Annotated in this window: 22 protein-coding genes and 1 pseudogene; 14 read left to right on the forward strand and 9 right to left on the reverse strand. The window is 33.5% G+C overall.

Annotated elements, in window-relative coordinates; all coding sequences use genetic code 11:
* Positions 1-69: 69 nt before the first annotated feature.
* The 3 genes from NMY3_RS00805 to NMY3_RS00815 all read right to left on the reverse strand — a co-directional run bounded on the left by NMY3_RS00805 (position 70) and on the right by NMY3_RS00815 (position 3,631).
* A complete protein-coding gene (locus NMY3_RS00805; RefSeq protein WP_196817064.1) occupies positions 70-546 on the reverse strand; it encodes a VOC family protein in 477 nt (158 codons plus the stop codon).
* 262 nt (positions 547-808) lie between these two features.
* A complete protein-coding gene (locus tag NMY3_RS00810; protein WP_196817065.1) occupies positions 809-1,402 on the reverse strand; it encodes a dihydrofolate reductase family protein in 594 nt (197 codons plus the stop codon).
* A 465-nt stretch (positions 1,403-1,867) separates the two neighbouring features.
* Positions 1,868-3,631 carry a patatin-like phospholipase family protein gene (locus NMY3_RS00815; protein ID WP_196817066.1) on the reverse strand — a complete coding sequence of 588 codons (1,764 nt, stop codon included), beginning with the start codon at positions 3,629-3,631 and terminating at the stop codon, positions 1,868-1,870.
* A 322-nt stretch (positions 3,632-3,953) separates the two neighbouring features.
* Here NMY3_RS00815 and NMY3_RS00820 point away from each other — a divergent pair, with 322 nt between their 5' ends.
* Positions 3,954-4,097 carry a hypothetical protein gene (locus NMY3_RS00820; protein WP_196817067.1) on the forward strand — a complete coding sequence of 48 codons (144 nt, stop codon included), beginning with the start codon at positions 3,954-3,956 and terminating at the stop codon, positions 4,095-4,097.
* 201 nt (positions 4,098-4,298) lie between these two features.
* Here NMY3_RS00820 and NMY3_RS00825 read toward each other — a convergent pair whose 3' ends face one another.
* A complete protein-coding gene (locus tag NMY3_RS00825) occupies positions 4,299-4,679 on the reverse strand; it encodes a VOC family protein (protein ID WP_196817068.1) in 381 nt (126 codons plus the stop codon).
* Positions 4,680-4,977: 298 nt separating this feature from the next.
* Here NMY3_RS00825 and NMY3_RS00830 point away from each other — a divergent pair, with 298 nt between their 5' ends.
* Together NMY3_RS00830 and NMY3_RS00835 are read left to right on the forward strand one after the other, a co-directional pair.
* Complete coding sequence (locus NMY3_RS00830; RefSeq protein WP_196817069.1) at positions 4,978-6,828, forward strand: trypsin-like peptidase domain-containing protein; 1,851 nt, start codon at positions 4,978-4,980, stop codon at positions 6,826-6,828.
* Between the two features lie 724 nt (positions 6,829-7,552).
* Complete coding sequence (locus tag NMY3_RS00835; protein ID WP_196817070.1) at positions 7,553-9,370, forward strand: FAD-binding protein; 1,818 nt, start codon at positions 7,553-7,555, stop codon at positions 9,368-9,370.
* A 193-nt stretch (positions 9,371-9,563) separates the two neighbouring features.
* Here the strand turns inward: NMY3_RS00835 and NMY3_RS00840 are convergent, their stop codons facing one another.
* On the reverse strand, positions 9,564-10,118 hold the full coding sequence (locus NMY3_RS00840) for an RICIN domain-containing protein (protein ID WP_196817071.1): 555 nt from the start codon (positions 10,116-10,118) through the stop codon (positions 9,564-9,566).
* A gap of 367 nt (positions 10,119-10,485) precedes the next feature.
* Here NMY3_RS00840 and NMY3_RS00845 point away from each other — a divergent pair, with 367 nt between their 5' ends.
* The 3 genes and pseudogenes from NMY3_RS00845 to NMY3_RS00855 form a co-directional block, all read left to right on the forward strand.
* Complete coding sequence (locus NMY3_RS00845; protein ID WP_196817072.1) at positions 10,486-11,490, forward strand: hypothetical protein; 1,005 nt, start codon at positions 10,486-10,488, stop codon at positions 11,488-11,490.
* Positions 11,491-11,678: 188 nt separating this feature from the next.
* Positions 11,679-11,861: a hypothetical protein gene (locus NMY3_RS00850; RefSeq protein WP_196817073.1), complete on the forward strand. Its 183-nt coding sequence runs from the start codon at positions 11,679-11,681 to the stop codon at positions 11,859-11,861.
* A gap of 18 nt (positions 11,862-11,879) precedes the next feature.
* A pseudogene (locus NMY3_RS00855) lies at positions 11,880-12,185 on the forward strand (NmrA family NAD(P)-binding protein); the annotation flags it as partial.
* Between the two features lie 524 nt (positions 12,186-12,709).
* Here NMY3_RS00855 and NMY3_RS00860 read toward each other — a convergent pair.
* Positions 12,710-13,180, reverse strand: coding sequence for a pyridoxamine 5'-phosphate oxidase family protein (locus NMY3_RS00860; protein ID WP_196817074.1), 471 nt, complete (start codon positions 13,178-13,180; stop codon positions 12,710-12,712).
* A 240-nt stretch (positions 13,181-13,420) separates the two neighbouring features.
* On the opposite strand from NMY3_RS00860, the gene NMY3_RS00865 reads away from it, so the two are divergent.
* Entirely contained in the window at positions 13,421-14,419 is a 999-nt protein-coding gene (locus NMY3_RS00865) for an extracellular solute-binding protein (RefSeq protein ID WP_196817075.1), read from the forward strand.
* 226 nt (positions 14,420-14,645) lie between these two features.
* The gene (locus NMY3_RS00870) at positions 14,646-15,464 is read left to right on the forward strand and encodes a cupredoxin domain-containing protein (RefSeq protein WP_196817076.1); all 819 of its coding nucleotides are present in this window, start codon (positions 14,646-14,648) and stop codon (positions 15,462-15,464) included.
* Positions 15,465-16,420: 956 nt separating this feature from the next.
* Here NMY3_RS00870 and NMY3_RS00875 read toward each other — a convergent pair.
* A complete protein-coding gene (locus NMY3_RS00875) occupies positions 16,421-16,969 on the reverse strand; it encodes a hypothetical protein (RefSeq protein WP_196817077.1) in 549 nt (182 codons plus the stop codon).
* Positions 16,969-17,868 (reverse strand): hypothetical protein, encoded by a 900-nt coding sequence (locus NMY3_RS00880; RefSeq protein ID WP_196817078.1) that lies wholly within the window; start codon positions 17,866-17,868, stop codon positions 16,969-16,971. The genes NMY3_RS00875 and NMY3_RS00880 overlap by 1 nt, the downstream gene beginning before the upstream one ends.
* A gap of 563 nt (positions 17,869-18,431) precedes the next feature.
* On the opposite strand from NMY3_RS00880, the gene NMY3_RS00885 reads away from it, so the two are divergent.
* Entirely contained in the window at positions 18,432-19,028 is a 597-nt protein-coding gene (locus NMY3_RS00885) for a hypothetical protein (protein WP_196817079.1), read from the forward strand.
* Between the two features lie 293 nt (positions 19,029-19,321).
* Here NMY3_RS00885 and NMY3_RS00890 read toward each other — a convergent pair whose 3' ends face one another.
* Positions 19,322-19,660 carry a hypothetical protein gene (locus tag NMY3_RS00890; protein WP_196817080.1) on the reverse strand — a complete coding sequence of 113 codons (339 nt, stop codon included), beginning with the start codon at positions 19,658-19,660 and terminating at the stop codon, positions 19,322-19,324.
* 205 nt (positions 19,661-19,865) lie between these two features.
* Between NMY3_RS00890 and NMY3_RS00895 the strand changes: the two genes are divergently transcribed.
* The 5 genes from NMY3_RS00895 to NMY3_RS00915 all read left to right on the forward strand — a co-directional run bounded on the left by NMY3_RS00895 (position 19,866) and on the right by NMY3_RS00915 (position 26,481).
* Complete coding sequence (locus NMY3_RS00895) at positions 19,866-21,806, forward strand: S9 family peptidase (protein ID WP_196817081.1); 1,941 nt, start codon at positions 19,866-19,868, stop codon at positions 21,804-21,806.
* A 151-nt stretch (positions 21,807-21,957) separates the two neighbouring features.
* Positions 21,958-23,160, forward strand: a complete 1,203-nt coding sequence (locus NMY3_RS00900; protein ID WP_196817082.1) for a hypothetical protein — start codon at positions 21,958-21,960, stop codon at positions 23,158-23,160.
* 757 nt (positions 23,161-23,917) lie between these two features.
* Positions 23,918-25,093 carry an alpha/beta hydrolase gene (locus tag NMY3_RS00905; protein WP_196817083.1) on the forward strand — a complete coding sequence of 392 codons (1,176 nt, stop codon included), beginning with the start codon at positions 23,918-23,920 and terminating at the stop codon, positions 25,091-25,093.
* 470 nt (positions 25,094-25,563) lie between these two features.
* On the forward strand, positions 25,564-25,791 hold the full coding sequence (locus NMY3_RS00910) for a hypothetical protein (RefSeq protein WP_196817084.1): 228 nt from the start codon (positions 25,564-25,566) through the stop codon (positions 25,789-25,791).
* Between the two features lie 327 nt (positions 25,792-26,118).
* Positions 26,119-26,481 carry an antibiotic biosynthesis monooxygenase family protein gene (locus NMY3_RS00915; RefSeq protein WP_196817085.1) on the forward strand — a complete coding sequence of 121 codons (363 nt, stop codon included), beginning with the start codon at positions 26,119-26,121 and terminating at the stop codon, positions 26,479-26,481.
* Positions 26,482-26,505 lie beyond the last annotated feature (24 nt).

The raw sequence follows: 26,505 nt of genomic DNA on the forward strand, positions 1-26,505 counted from the left end.
CAACGCGTTTCGTATGATTAGATTCTATGTACAAATTTAGATAGTATCAGACTGTATTCCTTAACCAAATTAGTTGCACATTTTTGAAAATGCTTCTTCAGCTGCCTTTTTCATTTCCTCTTTTGTTAGATCCTTGATGTGTGTCGCTATTGACCAGATATGTCCAAACGGATCCTGGATAGTTCCATGTCTATCACCATAGAACCGATCTTGAACCGGGAATAACGATTTTCCCCCTTCAGTTACTGCAAGATTAAATGTTTTGTCCACATCTTCAACATATAGATACAGCGATACTGGACTTCCACCAATGGTTGTAGGCGATAAACTTTTCATTTCTGGAAATTCATCTGATAGCATAATCTTTGAATCACCGATCAGTAATTCTGCATGAGCTACGGATTTGTTATCCGGCATCATCATGGTTCCCTTGTCAATTGCTCCAAACACTTTTTTATAATATTCAATTGCCTTTAGTCCATCCTTTACTATTAACATAGGTGTGATGGAATGATACCCATCTGGAATTTTTTTCACTTCGTTCATTGATTATTTTATAAATTGCTTAAATTTATGATAGCTTGTTTAAGTTTGTTGACAGTTTGTTAACTATTGTGATTAAATGTGTATAGCAGTAATACTCAGTGTAAGTTTTTAGTTGTTAGGTGTCCCAACATATTATTAAAATGTTTTAAAATACATTGGATACAAAGATCTGAAATTTTCAAACATAAATAGAAAGGTTAATCAGGATATTAGATATAAGCAACAACTAATGCTTCCATTTATTTTCCCAATCCTTTTGGTTTTAATTTCTCTTTACTTCATAGTGGAGCAAAACTGTCCCAGAGTCAAATGCTATTGATTCAACAAGGGATAGTTTACGAACCTCTTTCAAGTCCCCAAATATGGTCTTTCCATTCCCAATTGCAACAGGATTGATAAACAAATAATACTCATCAATCAAGTTTTCTTTAATCAAGGAAGAATCAAATGAAGCACCACCATAAACTATGATATCGCCACCTTCTTGGCTCTTTAAGTTTGTAATTTCTTCCTTTAGATCGCCAGTTGCTATTTCAGTATTTGGCCACTCAGATTTGGTTAGTGATTTAGTAAAAACAATCTTTGGTGTTTCTATCATTTTTTTAGCAAATGGATACCAGGGGTCATCGGGTTTTTTCACAAAATTAGACCAAGTTGTTATAAAGTCATCAGTCATTTTCCTTCCCAAGAGAATGGTATCAACTGGTTCGTGTAACCTGTCTTCATATTCTCGGAATTTTTCATCCCAAGTAAAGTCTATCCAGTCCATTTCATTATTGGGTCCTGCAATACAGCCATCAATGGACATTCCTACATGTAGTTTTAATTTTCTCATAGCCTTGTTATTATCACTCATCTATATTCCCCCAAAATTTTTAATTTGAAGATGCTGTATTGTACGTGTCAAATTTCATTGACTCAAAATATTCTTGCAAATTAGGATTAACCATTGGTATTAGGACATGAAGGGCCCTAATAACTATAGAAGGGATCAAAAGTATAGTTGAAATTCATCTCGCTCTGTCAGTGAATAACGATCATGGGCATAGTCTTTCCAATTGGAGATAGATTCACAATTAAAGGAATTTTCTTTTTGACAGATACCACAATTAAAGTTCATCATTCAAAGAAAATTTCATACTTGTCTCATACAAAAAGATTATTTCTTGTTGTTGATTCTAGTATGAGTTACGGTATTGATATCGATTCGATAGTAAATAGTTTGAATTATTATGTTATCTTCAAATAGAGTTGCATTTCAACTTTAATGAATGAAAGTACATTCATGGATCTTCCCTATCTATAAAAAAATATAATTACTTTATAGTTGGCCATGTGTTTCAGAAACTAAGTTAACAATGTCTCTTCCAGGATTTAACAATATCTCCTTACATTCGACTGGTAAATCCTTGGCTAAAATCTTTTCTTTGTATTTATTGTAAGCATGAACTACCTCATCTTTTTTCATTCTATAGAGTAATTGTTCAGTTGTAATAACTTCTCTAGCTTCATTAATGATCTCATCGCCTTCTTCCATGGACATAATACCTTCTGAAATTAAATCTTCTATTCCAAATATTAGTTCCATCCTGTCAATTGAAATCCGGGCATCAAATTGACCTGCTTGTATCAATTTTCTAACACTATTTGGAGTAAAGTCTGTAACTTTGCCAAATGTTGCCTCAGGAGTTTCAAGCCTATCAATTCTCCATACCTTGGATATTCTAGGTTTTCCCAAAAAGAGATCTCTGTTAGTTGTGAATTTGTATTCACCTATTCGTGCAATCGTTTTTGCTTTTTTGTTTAAGATCTCATCAATTTCGGTAGAGAGACCTTTGGACCTTGCAAGGTTTATAAGATCTCGTGTCATGTTGACAAAGTCTGTAAAAGCATATGCTACCTGCTCATCATATGCAGTTCTATCGTGGAAGAAAATATCGTTCTCCCTATCATCTACTAGATCCTTGTCTGTGGGAATATCTCTAGGTGTAAGAGGATGCAAGTTGACTATAAATACTTCGAGTTCTGGAATGCGGGCTATCAAGGCGGTGCAGCTCTCCTTGGCTTCTATCTTATTTTGATTAATTTTTGTATATTCCATCCAATAATTTCGATGTGCTGATAAAAGTTCTCTTAATGGAGTGTTACTAAGATAACCCCCATCCCAAAGTTGTCGTGTAGTTCCAGTATGAGAATCTTCAATATGAGAATGATTCATGGCGTATTTACCCAGAGCACTGGCTAGTACCTGATCTACTCCTATACCGTCATAGAAAATCAAGTGTCTATTCTCAGAGTTTCCGTATTCAGAATACCATCTACCTTTTTTGATATTCTTGCTACTATTTTCATTATTGTCTAATTCGGAGTCATAACCAAGAGTACTATTATCTATACCTTTATCATCCAATCTATGATCATTTTTTTCAGGTGCATCATGTAATTTCTCATAGCTATCGAACACTACAGTAGAACTAAAATCTTGAATATCAACGCTAGTAAGTAATAGTCTTGGTTGTCCATCTTCTAATCGAGTCTTTATAGGAAAATCTACAAACTTTGATAAGTAATCTTTTAATGGGGTAAAATCATATTTCCACCATGGTAAGAAATCGGTAAACGGATTTAGAAATTTTGAACCTAAATGAGGAATAGATTTAAACATATTTGGAACTCCACGCGGACTAAAAGCAAATTCAAAAATGGACCAAAACCTTCTAGCATTTTCTGCATCAGCCAAATCCTGATTGAGTATTTTCATATTATCCCAGTAGATTCGAACTAATGAATTCCTGTGAAATAAGCTGTCTGCTATTGATGAACACATAAGTCCTTCCCAAAATTCTAAAAGTTTCTCATCTGAGCCATCCCAACTATTATTTTCTAGATAGTGCCCAATCAAAACAGTTGAGTTTATCGCACCTATCGAAGTGCCTGCTACTATATCAAACAATCTTCCATCCAAGCTTTCCTTTCTCGCTTTCCTATAGATTTGTTGATAAGTACCCGCTTCATAAGCGCCTAATGCTCCTCCACCCTGAAAAACAAGAGCTCTCTGAAAATAATTATCTCCACCTATGGACATTTAAGATATTCTCCAAACCTTTTTTTGTTGAATATTAGTACTCCAAATTCCAGCTTATTCATAGAATAGGTATCCATGTATTCAAATTTAATCTTTTGAATAGATTTATTATCAATGATTAATTTGAGATAGAGAAAAGAAAATAATTTTCTATAACGGTTTGCGTAAACATGATTCAAGATTGAATACATTATCTATTAATAGTAACGCATCACTATATAGCAACATGGTAGATACGACTGAACAAATCACTTTTTCAAAAAAATAAAGCTAATGGAATTAATGTAAGGTATTTTAGAAAAAGCTCAACAGAATAGAGAATATGGAGAAAAAACCAGATATTCCTATGTTGGCAACGGGCGGGGATGTAGCTAGAGGCAATTATACTGCAATAACACTTCAATTAGTTGCAAACAGCGTTACAGGCATAACGTTACCAAATATAGTTCATGTTAACACCCCTTGAGGAGACCCAAACTTTCATATCAAACAAATACATTAATTTTTTAAATAATATTATTTTTTAGACTTGGATCGTTTTGTGTATTAGCAACAGCTTCCATCGGTGGTAATTAAGTTCCTAGTAGCAATTGGATTTATATTATTACAGTTTACTGATAAATTAGAGTTTTTAACACACACCTATGCTCCCGCTCATGTTTGTGTGTCATCTTTCATTAACAATACTTAGAATATTGCCATCGGGATCTCTAAACCAGGCAAGCTTCATCTTACCATCAATATGAATATCCCCTTCTATTGTTACGTTCTGGCGGCTATAGTGTTCGAAGGTGACATTCTTTGATTTCAGTGTTGGTACAATATCTTCTATATTCTCACCTACATACCAAGTTACTGCTGTAGCCTGATTGGTTCCAGCATATTGTGACTGATAAATGAGGAGGTCAGTAGTACCGCTCCTGAGCAATATCGAGCTCAATCCTTCGGCCCCAACCTGTTTCAGACCCAGTATTTCTTCATAAAATTTTTTGGCTATACTCAGATCCTTAGCAGCAATATTTACTGTAAGGTTTTTGTCTCCCAACATTTCGATGCATTAAATGCTATGATATATTAAATAATCATTGCGGGCAATACACTCCATAATTCAAAAGATTAGCAAATTTTGATTGCCTAGGAACAACGAAATTGTTGATTAAGATCATGTAAAGCATTTCCGATTCTACATTTTTGCCTAGATGTAAGTCAAACGATAATTTATCGATTAAACTAGTAATCCCTAGTCTCGTTTTTATATAGTATCTTCGAGCTTTGAATTCAATAAATGAGACACATCACGTGAATATGTACTTTTTAAATATGATAATTAACAATAATACATCTAAATGCTATTTGATAAAATAACAAATGATAGAAGGAAAGTTCTATCTTTTTCTACCATAGTTGTAGCATTGTCTTTAGGTTTCTATCTAGTACCGAATACAATTGATACGATGGTTACGAGCGGTCAGATCTTTGTTAGCGCTTTTGCTCAACAAGTATCGCCAGATATGCCTAATACTGATGACAGTTTTACAAATGTAGATATAAATAATAATACTCTATCGTCAAGTAATAGTTCGGGTCAACCTGCAGAAGAGGATTTAATTAAACTGTACGATAAGGTGGATCAGTCTGTAGTTCAAGTGACACAAAAATCAGATATACCGGGCAAGTCTAGGCTTGGTTCGGGTTTTGTATATGATAAGGAAGGACACATAGTTACCAATTACCACGTCGTGGCGGGAGACAATATTAGTAAAGAGTTTGACATAACGTTGACTGATGGTTCCACATATAAAGCAAAAGTTGTAGGTACGGACCCTTACTCCGAGATAGCTGTTTTAAAGATCCCAGTAGAAAATAATACCCAAGTGAGTGAGAAGCTAGTACCATTACAGGTAGGAAACTTTTCTGATGTTAGTGTAGGACAAAGGGTAGCCGCTGTTGGTAATCCATTTGGATTGTCAGCATCTATTACTGAAGGAATTGTAAGTGGCTTGGGAAGACTACTTCCTGCTTTATCTCCTGAAATGGATCAAATACCCCTAGTTGAAGATTCACCTGCTTTTTCAATTCCAAATATTATACAAACAGATGCTGCAATAAACCCTGGAAATTCCGGTGGACCGCTACTAAATATGAATGGTGAAGTAATAGGAATCAATACAGCTATATTCTCTGCTACAGGTGTGTACTCTGGAGTAGGTTTTGCAATTCCTTCTTACCTAATACAGAAGGTAGTACCATCCCTTATTACTACAGGGGAATATCAACACCCCTATTTAGGGATATCGGGAACAGACATTGATGCAGACATTGCGGAAATAATGGACCTTAAGAATACTACCGGGTTTCTCGTTATACAGGTTACCGCTGGTAGTCCTGCGGATAAGGCCAGCATACATGGAGGATCGATATTAACAAAAATAGACGGAAGAGATGTAGAGCTTGGAGGAGATGTAATAGTAGGAATTGATGACAAGCCTATTAGAAAAATAGATGATCTACTTTCTTATCTAGATAAAGAAAAGAAGGTTGGAGAAAATGTCACTCTTTCAATTGTAAGAAACGGGCAAATAGAAGAAAAAGTTTTAACCTTGGCAGATAGACCTGCATCTACAGTTTTAGGCAGCGAACTTGTACAAGAAACACAAGAGGATAGACCAGCCCTTGGTATTAATGGTATTAACGTTACACCTGAAGTAGCCTTACAGATGAACGTACCTTCTAATATTACTAATGGAGGTAAAGGATTCTTAGTAATTGACGTCCTTAGGAATAGTTCAGCAGAGAGCGCGGGGGTTAGGGGAGGATATATCGCCTCAAATATTGATGGCAACCAAGTAGAGCTTGGAGGAGACATAATAATTGGAATTGATAATACCACTGTAGGATCGGTAGATGATATTAAAAAAGCACTTTCTACAAAACAGATAGGAGATAGTGCACAACTCACTATTTATCGAGATAACAGTACACTAAATGTTCCGGTAGTATTAAAGAAGGAATCACATCAGGATTTGGTAAAAAATACCACGCCTCTACTCCCTCCTTATACTTTACCACAGAATCCTGGAGATTCTTCTCCATTACAACCTTTCAATCCATTTAATGATTTTGGTGATGAGGGCATCTATAATCAATGTGTCGAGATAATGGGCAAGAATAATTGTGACAGATTATTTGGGAGGTAAGAAACAAAGTATTATTTTTTAGTCCCACAATTTTGCTTTGACAATTAGTCAATATCTTATAGTTGGCTAACAGTATTTTTACTATTTTTTTATTTTTCTTTAATACTTTTCTTAATAGTATTCTAAATCTTTTTTATATATAATCAATCTTCTCAAATATTTTGTTTCTTTTTGCACTAACCAATCATTCAATGACTACTTATAAGTAACAATTCTCAGTCATAGGGATAAAGTTTCCTGCGATAATTGGGGTTCTAATATTACAAATAGTAATCAGAGTTGTAAATTATATACTATTCTGCATGAAAATAATCATTGTTTGAAATCTTGAATTTAATATAAATATTATCTCGAGAATGAGATAAAGCATATATCTCAAAACAAGAACATATAGGCATAATATTATTTCTAAAAATGATAATTGGTATAGTAATAACTTAAATTCTCTACCAAGGGTAATTGCAGGCATAATTAGGTTTAGAGTTTGAAAGTATTCAAACTAGACAAATCTTGATCATTGTCCATGGATGTCGATAAATATCCTTAGTTTTATTTTATCTAACTTTATCGTCATAGATTAAGGGATTTGTTAATTCTTAATTTGTTATCTAAACTTTTAGTTTCAACCATTATGTTATATTAAAAACTTTTGCTACTACTCATTGAATATAGTTTGCATTAAATTCATAATATTTGTTAAATATCTTTATCATAAAACACAATTATGATTGAAAATAATGGTAGTAAGACTAATTATTTTTATGATGTCATAGTTATTGGTGGTGGTTCTGCCGGTTTAAGAGCTGCGATTGAGGCTCACGACAATGGATCAGTTGTTCTTCTAATTAGCAAGAGTAAACAAGGTGATCCTCATACGGTACTTGCAAGAGGAGGAATCAATGCTGCACTTGGTATTATGGACCCCAAAGATAACTGGATGATACATGCCTCTGATACCTTAATAGAAGGCGAACATATTGCGGATTATGAGAGAGTTGAAATTCTTTGCAAGAGTGCTCCTGAAGCTGTCTCTGAATTAGTTAACTGGGGTGCTAGATTTCATATGGAGGAAGATGGTAGACTAACACAACGTTTCTTTGGAGCTCATACATACAGAAGAACTGTTTTTTATGAAGATTGGACTGGCGATGAGATAATCCGTGTACTAATGCAACAAGTCAAGGAAAGAAAAATCGATCTCATGGATAATGTCTATATTACAAAGTTGCTATTTAAAGACAACATAGAAAACGTGGATGGACATCCAAATTCTTCATCATCCAAAATAAAAGGAGCAATCGGCATGGACATCAAAGACAAACAACTTGTAAAGTTTAATTGCAAATCTTTAATACTTGCTTCAGGTGGATATACAAGAGTTTATTCGATAAGTAGTTCTAGAAATTATGAACACTATGGTGAAGGAATTGATCTGGCATATGAAGCAGGAGTAGACTTGGTAGATATGGAAATGGTTCAATTTCACCCTACGGGTATGGTATGGCCTGAAAATTCATTAGGTACACTTGCTACTGAAGCTATCCGAGGAGAAGGAGGTATTTTACTGAATTCAAAAAATGAACGGTTTATGAAAGAATATTATCCAGAAAGGATGGAACTGGGTCCTCGAGATGTAGTTGCACGAGCTATTTACAACGAGATAGCAGAAGGAAGAGGTACTGTCCATAAAGGAGTTTGGTTAGACGTCACTCATCTTCCCTTAAAAAAAATTTTGGACAGATTGCCCACGATGTATAAACAATTCAAGGACATAGCCGGAGTCGATATTTCTAGAGAGAAAATGGAAGTTGGTCCTACTGCACATTATTCTATGGGCGGATTATCAGTAGACATAAATTGCAAAACAAAAGTTGAGGGTTTATTCGCAGCAGGCGAGGTAATAAGTCAGATTCATGGTGCCAACAGGTTAGGTGGTAACAGTCTACTAGATACCTTGGTTTTTGGAAAAATAGCTGGGAGGGAAGCCTCGATTTTTGCAAAGCAGTTACCGACCCCACAAGAAGATAATCCTTCAGAGTCGGAAGCATATAATGACATACAAAAGTTTGAAAAAGATCTTTTTGTTGTATTGGATAACCCATTAAGTTTTCGCAAAGAAATACAAGATATAATGGATCAAGTTGCAGGAATAGTAAGAAGTGCATCAAGTCTTCAAAAAGGGTTAGAAAAAATTCTAGCTTTAAAGGATAGGTTTTATTCTCAGATTCGGATATTTCAAAAAAATGAATTAAATAATGAAAACCTCATCAAGAATTTCATTATGACTTTGGAAGTCAGATCATCTTTGGTCGTATGCGAGTCGATAATAAGGAGTGCTTTTATGCGAAAAGAAAGCAGAGGTGCGCACTTTCGTTCTGATTTTCCAAATATCGATAACGATGTATGGCATGTTAATATCTATTGTACCAAAGTAGGTGGAAAAATGATACTATATAAACAGAATGTTAAAGAAGTAAAAGGTATCCTGAAAGAAGTAATAAGAGATCATTCAAAACCCATTCATAATAATGAGTCCGAATAAGGAGTAACAAACATCATTACGTAGTATTAGGACTTATCAATTTTGTTACTGTTGTAGTCTACCTCTTAATAATGATAGGCTGGATTACAATTAGCATTTCTATTGTGGACATTATGCTAAAAACCACCTCCTCTTCCTCCCTTGACCATGAAAGAGATAATTACAGTGTTGCAATTCCGTGACCCGGCGCGATTCAATTGGTCACGTTGAATGAGTTATTAGATGTACTTTCGGGAAGTTTTTCTAAAGTCCACTGTTGACCCAAGCCATTATTTTGTGTCCAAGTTTGTATAAAAGCACCGGGAAGAGGGTTTGATGCTCGAATTTCAAGAACCATGCCATTAAGTTTACTCTTTATGAAACCATCACCGGTAATTGTCCACTGCTGACCCAAGCCATTATTTTGTGGCCAGGTTTGTATATAAGCACCTGGACGTGGATCTGATGCACGAATTTCAAGAACCAAGCCATTAAGTTTACTCTTTATGAAACCATCACCGGTAATTGTCCACTGCTGACCCAAGCCATTATTTTGTGTCCAAGTTTGTATAAAAGCACCGGGACGTGGATCTGATCCTGGAATATCAAGAACCAAGCCATTAAGTTTACTCTTTATGAAATAAGTTGTTTCACTGTATGCATAGTTTAAATGATTTGAAGATAACAAGAGTATGCTGACTATTCCTAAACCTAAAGATATTGCTGTAATTAAATGATAGTTGTGTGTATTTCCCTTATTTTTTGTCATGGTGATTGATGTACTGTGTGATCCTGGAAATATATAAACAAATTAATCTTAGGGATCATATTAATAATGTTTAACCACTATAACGTATTTCTAACTAAATCCTTTGATTCAATTATGAAGTTTGATTATTATTAAAAAGTCATTATTTCCTTTAAATTAATACTTGGTATCCAGTTCATATCATCATGATCTAAAATTAGTGTTAAACAATCTCTATTTTACAATAATGCAAATTAATCCATAATAAATATCTAAAATCTGGAGAATATAAACTGGTGGAGATTTTGATGTATAAATGAAACGAAAGTCCTTTCCCTTCGATTTAACTTTAAATCCTACAAGAGGGAATATATAAAGGTCATAAAATATGCGAAAGAGTAGTACCTATTGCACCATGCTTATTTTCGTGTCAATTTCTTGTATGATTTTTGTAATATATGCGGATGCACAATCGTCAACTAATAATAGCATAGACATCAGTGGTATTTACTTGTCAGACAAGCAGACAATTTATGATGTTAAACAAGCAAATAATACGGTTTGGATATTAGGTACTGCAGCTCCAAATGTTAAGCCAAGTACCATTGCAGACATTTTTAGTGGAACGTTAGCAAATAACAATAGTAAAATAATCGGAAAATGGATAGACTCTCCATTATCAAATAAATCTAATGGTGGTAATGTTGATTTTGATCTTTTGATTGACGATTCGAATAATAATAATATGACTTTAACTAAGAACCTGTCAACATCAGGATCAAACAACGTTTATCCAGCAAATATATTGACCAAATATGACCCCAGTCTTCATGGTCCTTTAACAATTTATGTGTCAATGGAAAATTTATTGGTCAATGAAGCACGTGCTCCTACTTCCGATATTTTATACGTTGGCATAAGTGGTCAAAAGAATAATGACAATCCTTTAACCGCAACTAAATATTTAGGAGCTAGAGGAGATGGTTCAAACATAACAACAAATCTAAGAATTGGACCTTTTATAATGAATAATGAAAATGATTCCCTTAAAGTAGAAATATTGGGACTAAATAAGGCAGACAGTACAATATCATTTACAATAATCAATCTTAGAGATACGCTTAATCAACTAATGGAACCATCATACAATATTTCTGATTTGGTTCAGGCGACAAACGTCATTAGGTCCCTATCACCAGGATTAATTCCAGGAGGATGTAATGGTTTGGTATTCATAGATGAGATACCTTTATCGTCGGAATTTTTAAGAAATTCAACTGCCTTTAACGAACAACACAATATAGAAAAAACCTATCCTGGAACGACAAGTCCACCTGGATGCGGACCACCATCAGAGTATGTCGTTAAACTATCCATAATGGCTCAGAAATAATTCTACAAACTCTCATCCATTGAGATCATGTTTATTGTGATAACAGGGTTCCATTACAACCGATATAAAGACGTCATTCGATTAAAGTTTCATTGAATTGTAAGGAATGCAGTATTACTAAATATTTTCCATTGGAAGACTAAACTACTGATTCAATTCTATCTTAATTAGATAGAAGGATACGTAATATGGTCGATACTATTCTAGTTACTGGTGCTATCGGAACTGTTGGAAGCGAAGTTGTAAGACAACTTTCCAAAGTCACGAAAGGTATTGTTAGAGCTGCAATTTACTCTCCAAATAAAATTGATACTCTCAAACAAATTGTTAATCAAAGTATCGAATTTGTAAATTTAGACTATTTGGGATGAAAAACAGTTCAAGCTCTTGCTAACGTTCAAAAGATTTTTCTAGTAACAACACCTTTGCCTAATTCCGTAGATATAGTATCTAAATTAGTAAAAGAAGCCAAGAATAATGGAATAAAGTATATAGTAAAATTATCAGTAATGAATTCTGATGCTCAACCTGGGTATGCAATGGGAAAATTACACAGACAAGAAAAAAAGATTATAGAAGAATCAAAAAAACCACACACCTTTTTACGTCCAACTTCATTCATGCAGAATTTTGTAAATTATTTGGTCAAACCAAAAGAAATCAAAATGTTTTCTACTTTCACTGATATGACGTAAAAATTGGTTTTGTAAATGCTTGAGACATTGCGACTGTGGCAGTAAAGATACTTACTTTCGACTAGGACCAATATACTTATGATTATAAATCATTTAATGTTACTAGTCAAGATATGCTTTCTTATAGTCAAGCTGCAGAAATCTTGTCCAAAGAAATTGGAAGGAAAATATCTTACATAGATATCACTGGAGATACGCCCGCAACGGAATGAAGCAGAATGGTGTGAGCGATTGGCTGATTGATGTTATCATGGATAGTTTGAACTTTATTATTAGAGGTGTATATGGGTCACAAACTAGCGATGTGATTGAACAGATTACAGGACGAAAACATATCTTTTGACCAATTTGTCAGAGATTATTATCGTCACTTCAGATAAAAAAAGAAGTGAGAAGACGTGTATTGAAACAGGGTGGCTAAACTCTAATCAGTTTGAATTGGAGAACATTTCCATAAATTTTGTCAATGTAACATGATATACCAGAGACTATACCAGAGATGGGCATTAGAATGGTATTATTGGTTATGATTTGGTTTTGCCAAAATCCCATGTAGAGAAGAACTTGGGATTTATTTCGATGACTACACCTTCTTCGCTCTTTGAACGATCCATAATAATTTTTGCTACCGGATGATCTAATGATCCTAAATATTTCAAAATTATCATTTCTACTGTAGGTATGATGATCTTGGGGTCTTCGAAAATGGTAGCTACACCTTTGCCTTTTACACCTTTATATGGACTGTTTCCATCTTCAACACAAAAATAAATATTGGGTCTTTCTCGGACATTCCGACTCTTATTAGTTGATTTACCTGTCATAATGAATAGTTTTTTCTCATCTTTATTGTAGTAGAACCATACAGGTTGAATGTTGGGATCGCCCTTATCATCAATGGTAGCAAACTGTAAGTTTAATTTGCTTTCGAGGAATCGATCAGCCTCCTCCTTAGTCATGCCAGGAATCTCAGGACTTGCATTAAGGATCTTCACAATATTTGAGATCTTGCCAACATAATAAAAACATCGTATGATCTATGTTGAGAGAGTTAGTTCTATGATCATTTTTGGGTTGATTAGTCATAATGATATACATCGTAACTCTACGGATCTATGACTAATTTGTTAGACATTAAAAGAAACCTTACTTATCGGTTAGTTCTCATCTATATGGATTAAGTTCCTGATGATAACAGGATTCTTATATTAAATATCGTAATTAGCTGTTTAGTTATGGACAAGAAGCAGAATAGTCTATCCTTAATACTCTTTGTTATCATTGGATTATATTCGGCACATTTACTAGGTGAATTTTCAAGTGCAAAAGGAACTGTAGTTGGCAATAATCAAGATAAAGTTCTTGTGATGTATGCTGGGTCGCTTGTAAAGATATTTGAAGACGTAATTGGACCTGCGTTTCAAAGTGAATCTGGATATCCATACATCGGAGAAGGAAAAGGCTCTGTTCAAGTTTCAAATTTGATTAAGGATGGATTCAGGGCACCTGATGTATTTGTTAGTGCTGGAACGGTACCAATGACAAGGCTAATGAACACTACTCCCCCCTTAGTAGATTGGCTTTTAAAGTTTGGATCAGCTGAAATTGTAATTGCTTACTCGCCCAATAGTCCACACTTTGGTGACTTAGAGAGAGCAAGAATGGGTGAAATCCCTTGGTACGAAGTTGTTTCTCAAGATGGTTTCAAATTTGGCAGAACAGATCCTGAGTTAGATCCAAAAGGATACTATGGAATAATTACCGCTGAATTAGCAAATTCCTATTACAATGATTCATCTATCAAGAATAGAACATTTGGAGAGGATAGAAACCCCAAACAGATATTTCCAGAAGAAACACTCAAGACTGTGTTAGAAACTGGTTCATTGGATGCAGTCATAGCATACAAGCATGAGGCTATATCAAGAGATCTTCCCTACATCACTTTACCTAAGGAAATTAATCTAGGTGATCCCACATATTCTGATTTGTATAAACTTGCAAATTATACACTGCAATCCGATCAAAAAACAATTTACGGTGAACCAGTCGAGTTCTCAATCACCATACCAGAGACGGTGAAGAATATGGACGGTGCAATCTCTTTTGTAGACTTTATGCTTTCTAAGAATGGTTCACAGAAACTTAAAAGTCAAGGCCTTAATCCGATTAACATAACATCTGAAGGAAATACCAATGAGATTCCTTTGCCTATAAAAGAGGCAATTCCATAATAAGGCAGGCAGTCTTGTAGTCTTGTCCATTGTTGAACAAATTGTATGACCAGGTAGCCTTGCTCATCCTGTGGGGAAAGTCCCTCCCTCGTGATAATATGGTTCCAATGTAACTTACTATCAAATCTCACCCTTCCTCATTCGCTAACAAGGTGAAATGACGGTCTAATTCTCATTCTCTAGAATGAGAGTAGCTTTTATGTAACTTCAAGCTCCCTTCTTACTAATGGATAATAAAAATAATTTATCGAATATACGTCTACTTTTAGCTATTGCCGGCATGTTGGTTTTATCGGGACCCATCTTGTATGTTTTCTCTAATAATGTATTTGCGCAAACAAATTCTACTGGTAGTATTGATTTGCAGCCAAATATTAATGCAGAAAACATTTTTAACACCAAAACAATGACGCTAGGTAATAATATAAAAAATCTTGTTATCCTTATTCCTGATGAAGGTCATCATGCTGCTGGCGAAGATAACGAAGCCAGATTTTTGGATCAACACTTTGTACCAGAAAATGCTGTAATTAACACCGGTACTACCGTACAATGGTTTAATGGTGATGTAGGTCATGAACGTACAATAGAAGTTAAGGACACTGATGGGAGCACTACATTTTTTAATACTGGAGAGATAGTCGATAGTCAAGCATCAAATCATATTACATTTAGTAATCCAGGTGCGTATAACTATGAAGCAGAAGGTGACCCCGGTGTAACAATGACCGGTTCCGTAACAGTTGGAAATATTCAATCATCAGTAACACCGTCTAGTACAGCCATCTCCTCAAGTTCAAACTCTAGCAATATTGACACAGTAGGAATTTTGATGGTACCAACACAAAATATTGATGACTACATCCAACAGATAACAGGTGCAGGAATTACTGTTGACAATACGTATGACTTTAAAGACTTGAGAGGTGGGCAAGAAGGAACAGGCGATACGCAAACATTAATTGTATGGACTACAGGTGGCAAAGATTTAGGTGAAACACTTTCATTCTTCAGTGGACTTTCCTCTGAATTACCTTATAGTTAATAATTAACTATTTTTTTGTCATTACTTTTTATACCTTGAATTATTTTACCATTCATGAAATCATAATACATCAATATGATCAAGTCGTCATGCATTGTTAAAGTTCCTAGTGGTGCTAGGGTTTTAGATTGGTCTAATCATCCCGTGTGAAGACAAGGATATTCTATGAGGATTAGTACATACACCAACATGTTTAATAACAAAATCCTAGTTGAGAAGTATTAAAGGCATCAATATGATATGGCGCCGTCAACACCATGATTAGAGTTTTCAAGTCTCATGCTTTTGTGCCTATGACCAATGGAACAAGTAGTTGCGAATCTATTGTTTTTGACGATAGATACTTATCACATGAATGTAGCCTTCAATACTATTTCTCTAGGACATGGTAAGAAATTGGTAACTAAAGTTAATAAATGATATACTTAATTCATTTGAGAATTATGAAATAATCATTTAATCAATTATTCAAGAATATATCATCTTTTTTGATAATAATGATACTTAATTTATATAACAAACAGAATGGCTCAAATAGGTTTGTCTTTTCATACATATCATTCTAATTCGGCTGGTGAAACAATTATCAAGATTGAAAATGCAGATAATAAGTCTCATTTGTACGGTTGGGTACCCAGTCGGTCTACAAAAAACTAAACAATGCTTAAAGAAATACAAAACGTATCAATTAGTTAGATCTTTTAGTTTACTGTCTCTACTGTACTTAGTGTATCTTGTATACTATTATGCTTGTGCTTCCGATGTTTCTTGTAACAATATAATATCATATAGAAAGAAAAAAGATCGTCGTTTTCCTATATCATTTACTTAGAGTACGCTTCCATTTTACATACATATTTTCTTATACAGATATTGACGAGCTTCCTATCTCTATTCTCAATAAACTTTGGAATTTAATCTGAAATTCAAAAATTAGTGGTATTTACAATCAAAAATTATTTTGTTAGATGTGAATCGATCTGCTTTTGTTGATAAAGAATCAGAGCCATAATAAACGCAAAATGTCTGGAAGGAATGGAATCTGAATTCTCTTTGATACTTGAATTGATTGATTTATGGTAGCGGTCATAGCAATTACTTATCATTTTTATGAAAATAAATTCATCATCTTCATTAAGACATTCAATGAATTTATTCCAATCCTGTATTATCTTGTTAAATCCAATTTGTATTTCAATTTCTGATTCTTTGCTTGACTGACAGACTTGAAAATCTTCATCTTTGATATTGTTGTTTTCGATTTGTATCGATGTAGTCAATGTGCCATGAACTATCTTGAAATTGTTGAAAATAAGACTTAGAATAATTGGTTCAATAGTTGTTGGATTAGATAAATTAGATGACGCATAATGATATAGTTTAGGGACTGAAAACAATCTATCAAATCGTTGTCTGTCTGCTTTACAGAGTTCTTTTTTAAAATCTATCCATTCTGATCTTTCAAGGTCTATTAACATTCTAAATGAGGAGACAGGACCACCCATCAGGCTTCACTCAAATTAACTAATCTTGTTGGTGGGAAGACTTTATCCCTGTCTAGATATGCCAATTGTTTGGTATTAACTATATTTATAGAATTGTTGTTCTGGCATGCTACTATTTGTTCTATTTTAAAAATCTGTTCAGTTTTATTTTTATTTTTATTTTTATCGGTAGAGCACTTTATGTTGATAGCGTTATTGAATTTGAATGTTATAGAATTGTCCTTAATATTCCCACAATCATCGCAAGTTAGAATTACGAAATATTTTACTGAAAGACCGATCAAAACATCAATCATTTCATTGATTATGTTTATATTCTCTTGAATAGCATTTCTTGGTGTTTCTGAATAACCATTATTCTCAAATTTTTTCATTCTACTTTTTACATTTGAAGAAACCAAAGTATCGAACAGATCCAATACAATGATCTGTAATTTGTTACCTATTTCTTTTACTATCTTGGGAAGTTCATAAATTAACATATTAGCCAATTGCGAAAATGTGAAGGCTCTCGCAATGATAATCCCATCAAGGATACTGTTAAGGTCTGTTTCCTTCTTTATTGTTTGATTAACTAAATTGATATAGAAACTTCCTAGATTATTACCGCTTCCTGCATCTATTAGAATGGTTCTTTTCTTTTCAACCTTATTATCTTTATCACTTGTTTTACATGAATGATAATCAATGCAAATTCTTGCAATAACACGATTCAAAAAATTACTGCTTTGACGGGATTGATTTTGGATACAAATGTTTTTCTTATCTGAAAAAGATAAGAGTTTATCGATCTCAGGTACACCAAATAATTTCCTGTTTATATCATTAAATTCATCAAAGGCAGTACAAAAATTATTATCTACATTGTAATTGTTCTCTAGACAATGGGACGCTTGCATATTAACCTTTTACACCTACGTAAAGTTATTTCAGATAGTTTCTGCACTAGACGATGAGCGCTTGAAGATTTTTCGAATTGGCTTTGTTGTACAAACTATGGGCAATTTTATTATTTTTTTTGAATTTGTCATACTACTATATGTTATAACATGTTAATATATATTACGCAGCGTAATACAAGTATCCATTATGTAATAATTATCATAAAACTAAACATCATGCTATCATATTATACCACCTAAAAGGCATCGAACAAATGGTGTAGAATTAGTTACCTTACAGGCAATTGCCGTAAAGCGCAAAGAGAAAAATGAAAAAGAGAGAAAGGTAAAAGAATCCATGGCTTTAACATGTTTAAGACTTGATTTACGGAACCCGAAATTGCACTATCCGCACCACACATATTCTTTCATTCATATTTAAAAGTAAATTATTTATTAAAATTAATTTTAAGGTTCTGCTAAAGGTAAAAGACAATAAACAAATAAGAAATTTGAATTCTTTGATATTAACATAATCATAAATACTCTCATTACCATATATTTTGGAAATGTATGATCAAATGCAATTCAAAAAAATTTTTGGTCCCTCTTTAGCTCTTATTTTTATTATCTTTTCTACAATTCCAATAAAAGCTTATTCGTATGATGGATTTTCAGTCACAAAAAATGATACAGTTCATGATGTCTCCAACTCCTCCAAAGTTTTAGTCAATATAACTTTTGATTCCCTTTTTATTAACAATGATAAGAATCTATTCGGAAAAGGTTTATGGAATTTTTCAGTTGATATAAATGATAAATCAATAGATCTACTTGTTAACGAAAAGGTAGACGAGGGACAAACAATCAGGTTTAACGGAAAAAATATCTCATTAGTAATACCAATATCAGATACCCTTTATTTGTTTTCTCAGCCTTATTATGTTCAAAAAACAGGAAAAATAGGTATTCTTGATTGGATATCTGAAAAGTATAATCAAACTAATAATTTTGGAAATGGAAGTCATATTGCAATTACCGATGATGGTAAAGAGGATACTGTTAATATTAATTTGGTGATTTACAAATACACTGCAATTATAAACAAAGATCCTGATTATGTTTTAAAATATCACATAAAAGCAACTCCAATAAGCAATAACAACCTGGCATACTAACTAACCTCCTCCTCCTCCTCTTTTATAATCATGTTATCTAGGACAATACATGATTCATAATTACTTTGTACTATCGTCAATATGTTTAATATTACAGGTGGAAATATACCATCATACTAACGTATTTTTTCATCTCTAATATATTTAAAATAAGTTCAAAATTGCATCATTAGTTAATGACAGTTTACGTCTGTTAGGAATAGTTCTGGTATTGATATTTTAAATAGGATTCTCAAATCAATAGTAGAAAAAAATACTTTCGCTTTCCATAGATAAACCAGAATTATGATTGACTAATTCTTTTTTGCAAAACCTGATACTTGACATCCCGGTAAACAATTTTGTACCGTAATATTAATGGTAATGTAATCATCAATATGCCTGTGATTTTCATGACCTATGATGGTTATAACATCATTAGATGAAATACTCGACGTAGTTCCCAATAAACATACATAATTCTTTGACTGATCTTTATTTAGAAATTTTTTGTATTCATCAAATTCAACAATAAGAAAAGGATCTCCGTTTAAAATCAAAGTGCCTTCGTTATTTTCATAAAGTGAAAGTTTCCCACTAAATTTCTTAATTCTTCCAGAAAAACACCAATTAGTAAATTCATGGCAATCCAATATATAATTACTCTACCGCTAACATATTAATGGTATCACTAGGATTTTGGGATTATTAATCCTGAAAAACTTGAAAATATTCAAACAAATAATAATGTAGTGTCAAAAGGCAAGATTGATTGCGAGCTAAAAATATTGATCATGTTCGCCCGTCAAATTTCTTACTAAATGCATATCTATCATCTATGACATTTGAAATAGAAAGATGGCTGAATTCATTAGCAGTAAGCAGCATAAACCTAACCACCAGCTCCCATTTGAAAGATTTGCATCAAGTATTAGATACACTGATTTTGACTTCTTCAAGAAAGATAATGATTGGATAATGTATATTTCAGACATCAATGGGCAGTTTAACTTATGGAGATATAACTCTAGTTTGACTTATGAGGGACAATGCTCTCCTTATCCATTAACTAATTTTATTGATCATTCTTTAAGACATTTTTTTTCTTCTCCGATAGATAACAGTTTAATCTTTTTCGCGGATCATCAAGGGGATGAAAATTTCCAGATATATAAAATTGATGATATTTTCAATTCATGGTATGAACCCATAACATCGGATCCAACGATAAGACATGAGTGGGGTTCAGAATGTTTTAGTCATGATGGAAAATACATTACTTATGGTTCGAATCGAAAGAATCCCTCAGACATGCTTATATATATAAGAAATATGAATCGTGAAAAAGATTTTTGCATTACGGATAATGAGGGTTGGTATATTCCTGGCTACTGGTCTCCCAATAATAAAAAACTAAACTGTTCTCAATTAATAACTTTAACTGATTATGCTATATGGATTCTCGATGTAGAAAATAGAAGTATGGAAAAAATTAATTTAGAGTATGAACAAAAAAGCAAATTTATTGTTGGACCCTGGTCCGTTAATCAAAATGGCTTTTACCTTTTATCCGATTTAAATAGAGAGTTCATGGGTCTTGCATTCTACAATATTGATACCTCAAAACTGGAATGGATATTAACCTCTCCTTACGATATAGAATTAATAGACATTAGTTTAGATGGAAAACTGCTCCTATGGACAGAAAATGTGGATGGTTATAGTAAATTGTACAAGAAAGACATGGTGAATCAAGAAATTATGGAAATTACTCCAACCATTAAGAAAAATAACAAGAGTATTCCTTTGAACGGCGTTATTGAAGATCTCAAATTATCTACAAACGGAAAAAGAATCGGCATCATGATGGATATGCCTACGTCTCCAACCAATATTTATTTGATAGATCTCGAAAAGAATGAGGAGGATAACAATTGTACGCGCGTTACTACATCTTTATATGGTAATTTATCTGATGATATACTAGTCAAGCCACAATTAATAAGATACAAAAGTTTTGATGAATTAGAGGTTTCTGCATTCTTATATGTTCCCAATAATACTAATTTCAAAAAAATAAATGAAAAGGATAAGGTAAAATATGGTGCTATTTTGTCAATTCATGGTGGTCCTACAGCTCAAGAAAGGCCATACTATGATTATTCCGGGTTATATCAATATCTTTCTAACAATGGATTAACAGTGATTGCACCCAACTTTAGAGGAAGTACCGGGTATGGTAAAAGTTTTGAAAAAAAAATATATCATGACTGGGGTGGCAATGAACTAAAGGATCTAGAATATGCAATTAAATGGCTCATGTCTCAGGATTGGATCGATCCTAAAAGGATAGGGTTATTTGGTGCTAGTTATGGAGGATTTGCAGCATTAAGTTGTATAACTCGTCTACCCCAATATGGATTCAGAGCAGCAGTGGATATTGTTGGTCCAAGCAATCTTGTAACATTTGTCAACACAGTACCTGAACATTGGAAAAGTCTCACTAATGAGCTGGTAGGAGATCCAGTCAAAGAGGAAATTTTTCTTAGGGAGAGGTCCCCTATTACTTTTGTAGATAATATCAATCCACTGACTAGTCTGTTGGTGATACAAGGAGCTAATGATCCCCGAGTAGTTAAAAGCGAATCTGATCAGATAGTTGAAAGAATAAGAGAAAAGGGAATGGACGTAGAATATATGATTTTTGAAGACGAAGGACACGGCTTTACCAAATACAATAATCAAATAAAGGCATTAAAGAAATCTGCAGAATTTCTCTTGGAAAAAATATCATCATAAATATTTCAAAATTTTCTGAGCCATTTCTGGGATACCATTAAACTGGTCAAAACTATTACGAATTCGATTAGAAGCTAGATGTTTTTCATATTTGATAATAATATTTGGTGATCAATTTTAATAAATGAAATAGTATCTACCATCATCACTAATGATTTCTAACGAGATTTCTTACAAAATTACAAGCGAGGAGTTTGGATTAGAAATAATGCCTATCAAGATGGAGCATCAACTTAAAAAAATATTCGTATCTGACAATCTGACAAACAAAGAGTATGGGACTGTGTCATTTCATATAGAAGAAGGATTTCCACTAGCACTTTTCACAGAGAGTTTTCTTATTTTTCCTATAAGATGCAAGCATAATGTCATAAATATGATCAAAATTCCCATAGAGTCGACCTATGAATGGAGGATTATGGATGGAATTACGATAGGTGCTATTAAGCATAACAGCGGGATGGATACAAAATACTCAGATAGTTATATTGGTAGCAATTGTGCTATTTATTTTCCTCAAAGAGGCAAGATGAAGAATCCAATTGGAACACGCAAAATTCAGATAGGTCTAAAAATTGAACCTGTATTTTTAGAGAACAAAACGAAGAATCCAATAAAAACCGAGTCAACAAGACCAGACGATATTTCTAACATGATCATTCTAGATTCTGAACAGGAGCGCAAATATCTTTTGGAAATGTTTCTTGAAAAATTGTGTGGATTTCGAAACAGAAATTCGTATGAAGTAAAGCTGCAATGCAAAAGTATGGTTAATGAGGGACAGTTTGAAAATAGCGAGATTTCTGTCTACTCACAAACGGAACCTGAGACCTGTATCGATCATTACCCTTATATGAAGGTATTAGATGAGAACACTCTCTGCTTTACGTGTAATGATATCACCAAAAGCTGTATCATGTGCAATATTAAGCTAAATCTCAAGTTATGGCATAACGCGAGTCTTGATAAAGTTAGAATAAACTTAGATAGTGATCGATTCTTTACATCAGAGTACGTTAATCTCTCTACCAATTTATTTGATATCATGAAAGTTTATGAAATTGCTTTTTTTGAGATTGAAAACAACGGTAAATCAACTTTAAAGTTTAGAATATTGAACTGTCCCATTCTAAAGATTCTTGACACTATTTGGAGCGCCACTGGTGGTTCATTTCCTTGCGGGAATAAGGGAAATTCAGTAATATTTCAATCACCTCAAGAAAAGGAGTTGCGTAAGTCTCCAATAACTCTTTCAATATCCTGTATTTTTCCATCATCAACTTCTTATATATCTCCGAAATTAGTGGACCATAGAAAAATATTACTAATGAGAAAAATGGTATTTGGAGGATAAGATAATATCTGTGACACACCTCACATATGAAATCGTAAACTAGTTTCAATTACCTTGACATTAACTTTGACTTTTATACTTACGGAACCGATCTGGAGTTTGAAAGGTTACTAGAAGAACTTTAAATTTTTTTATCTAAAGTAGCATAATCAACTGGGTTAACACAGGAATGTAAAGGTCCAGAATGAACCTAAAGCCATGCATATATAGATTTGTTAGAATATGTTGTGGAATTGGTCCTAAACTGGTAAACCATTGAGATGTAGGAAAGGAGACAGGACCCAAACCAGGAAGAGTTATCAACAATATGATCTTGGCGATTTACATTATTCAGTCGTTTTGCAAGAGAATAAATTGTTCAACAAGAATCTGAGAATCAGTTTTTCGTTGAGGATCAATATTCCTGTAGACTGGACTTAGACGTTAACAATTATGTTTAGAGTGGGTATCAATCTAAATATGAAAGAAAACATATAGGACATTGTTCTAGGCTGCATCCATTCGAACTAAAAGAAGTGTGATTTTAATGTCTCTATTAGGATGGACCTAAATTATTTCTCAATACTTTTGAAATTATTAGTACCCTCCGTCTAGATATAGATAGCCAGGATTCTTTACCATGAATCTTAAATTGATATCGACGATGTAAGGAATTGAGATATTTTGACATCTTGGTCTAAATCAATTGCTATAGATTATATTACATGTTAGAGTTGAGATAGACTATATTACATAGTAGAGTTGATAATGTATAAAAATGGTAAACAAATCAAATCCTGACAATAACAATCTAAGAACCTGGAGTCACATCAACCTAAGAAAGCATGCACAAAATTACGAGAGACGTGTATTATTCTCAATTATTTCTGTATTTGTTTTATCTACAGTTTTCGTTTTAACAAATGCCTATCCTACAGGTAATGCACATGCACAATTATATCCTTTTATCGCATCTACTCGTGGATCATTTGATGTATCCAATGGGAATGATACTCAAAAAGTAGAATTGCCTTCGGTCCTTTCAATTTTAGATAGAAACGATTGTCCAGGAGAACTAGCAATCTATGTTCACGGCATATGGGCCAATGATTCGCAAGCAGAAGAGCAAACGGACAGAGTATCCCTATCATTACAGAATTCGGGTTATAGTATTCCACTGATAGGATTTAGTTGGGATTCAAATACGGCTTTCTCTCTTGATAACGTAACATTATCTTATCATGGATGGATGATAGCAAAAAAAATAGCTAATGAAAATGGTCCAATATTAGGAAAATTTATTTCTGATTATAAGACAGAGTGTCCCGAAGATAAGATAAGGATTATTGCGCATTCACTTGGATCAAGAGTAACTCTATCGGCTCTCCAATGGATTCATGAGAACATCAAAGATCAAAATAATAACAATGTTTCGAGGGAAATAACATCAGTACATCTGATGGGTGCTGCAGTTAACAATGACCAAATCTCAACAAACCCAAATGATTGTATTTCTTACACGCCTTATCTTCCCTGTTCCGGAGTGGCCATTCAGTCCGAAGTAGGATATTTTTCTAATTTGTTTAATCCCGAAGATAACACGTTAGCAGGTGAAATAAATCCATTCTGTTGGATATGTGGTTTAGTAAAAAGCCCTTATGAATTAAGTGAAGGTCATAATGCCCTTGGAGCTTACGGAGCTGCATCTACCATAGGTGTACCCTCTAATTTTGATGAAACGGATGTATCAAATCTAATCATTGTTGATACCGATTCAAATAAAGATGGCGAATGTGATATACTATATCCTGTTACTCATATCTGTACAATTTCTAAAAACGGGGATAATTATATGGGATACATAGGATATAGGGATGATATCGACAGGCAAACTGTGTATGATAGCGGGGCAATAAAACAAATAGTTAATGATTGGCAAAGTGAGAACAACTAAACTAATCAGATATTATTATATGATAGGAACAAACGTTGGAAATTAAAATACAAACCAAGTCGCTCTCGGTCGAGATTAAACTCCTATGGGCAGCAGGATTTGATAAATATCAAATGAATTAAGTTTACGTATTAATCTCTGTAAATGACGAAATAGGTTATGCAACATAATTATTTGTACTTCTAATCACACTAACCATTTAAATTGACTTTTGCAACTCTCATTCGAACACAATGGAGTGTTATTAAAATTATGAAAGAGATATGAGCTAGAACTTCCAGCTCCCTATTAGAGAAAAGTCTTACAACCTTTAGGTTCATTTTGACTTTTGAGTCTATTATTCAGATACTCTATTCAAGTCATTTTGGAAATTCATCACATTCTTTATAAGCGATTTTATAAATTTGATATTACATGGTAATCAAACCCAATAACATAAATATTAAATAATAGTACGTTATTGTAATCTTATGCATAACATATACAAAATTAGCTTGATAGCAATAACTATTCTCTCAGTAATTATAGCCTCAACAGCTATAGTGGCTGAATCATTCGCAGACCACCCTGCTTCAAAAAAATTAAATGATCGCTCCAAAGCTTTAGATAAGGAAGCAGAACAGGCAAAAAAGGATGGTAACGACGTAAAGTCATTTGCAAAGAGTCTGACAGCTAAAAAATTGAGAGAGAAAGCCTAATTTTCCCTATCATCATATTTTTCTTTAAGACAAATACGATCTTCCATTGGTTCAAGTACAGCTGAATTAATAAATTTGAGTTCCAAAGTGGATTATTTGGATCAAGATAGTTTTATATGGTTACAGACAGGCCCAAGTAGAACGAAGAATTTTTAGTTACCATACATATACTCTTATTATATCCCAATCAGTCATAAATTTGATATAATTATTATTTTCTTTTATTTCTGGTTTGAATGCGAGGAGTGCATAATCAACTGATGGAGTTTATGCTCATGCCATCTTCTTATAAGGTAGTAATTTTCAATACTATCTGTAATGGTTAAAATGATGGATTTGGACCCAAATGTAAATATTAAAACACAGTTAGAGGAAGGCAATACCAACCCAGTGATCCTATTAAACAAATTCATTGTAAGACCCGAGGATATAGAAATATTTCTTAAAGTATTTGAGAACACTACTAAAATAATGAAACAACAACCCGGATTTATATCAGCACAATTACATCAGGGTATTGCTGGAAGTCATACGTTCTTTAACTACGGAGTTTGGGAGTCTGCTGCACATTTTAAGCGGGCCTTTAATAGTCCTGAATTCCAAAAAGCCATGTATGAACTGCCAGAAGACACTGTGATGTCGCCTCATTTGTTTAAAAAGGTGGCAATATCTGACATATGTGTAGACTAGAGGCATATTTTTTTAATTCGGAAT

Origin of the sequence: Candidatus Nitrosocosmicus oleophilus, assembly GCF_000802205.1 — an archaeon.
GTDB lineage: Archaea > Thermoproteota > Nitrososphaeria > Nitrososphaerales > Nitrososphaeraceae > Nitrosocosmicus > Nitrosocosmicus oleophilus.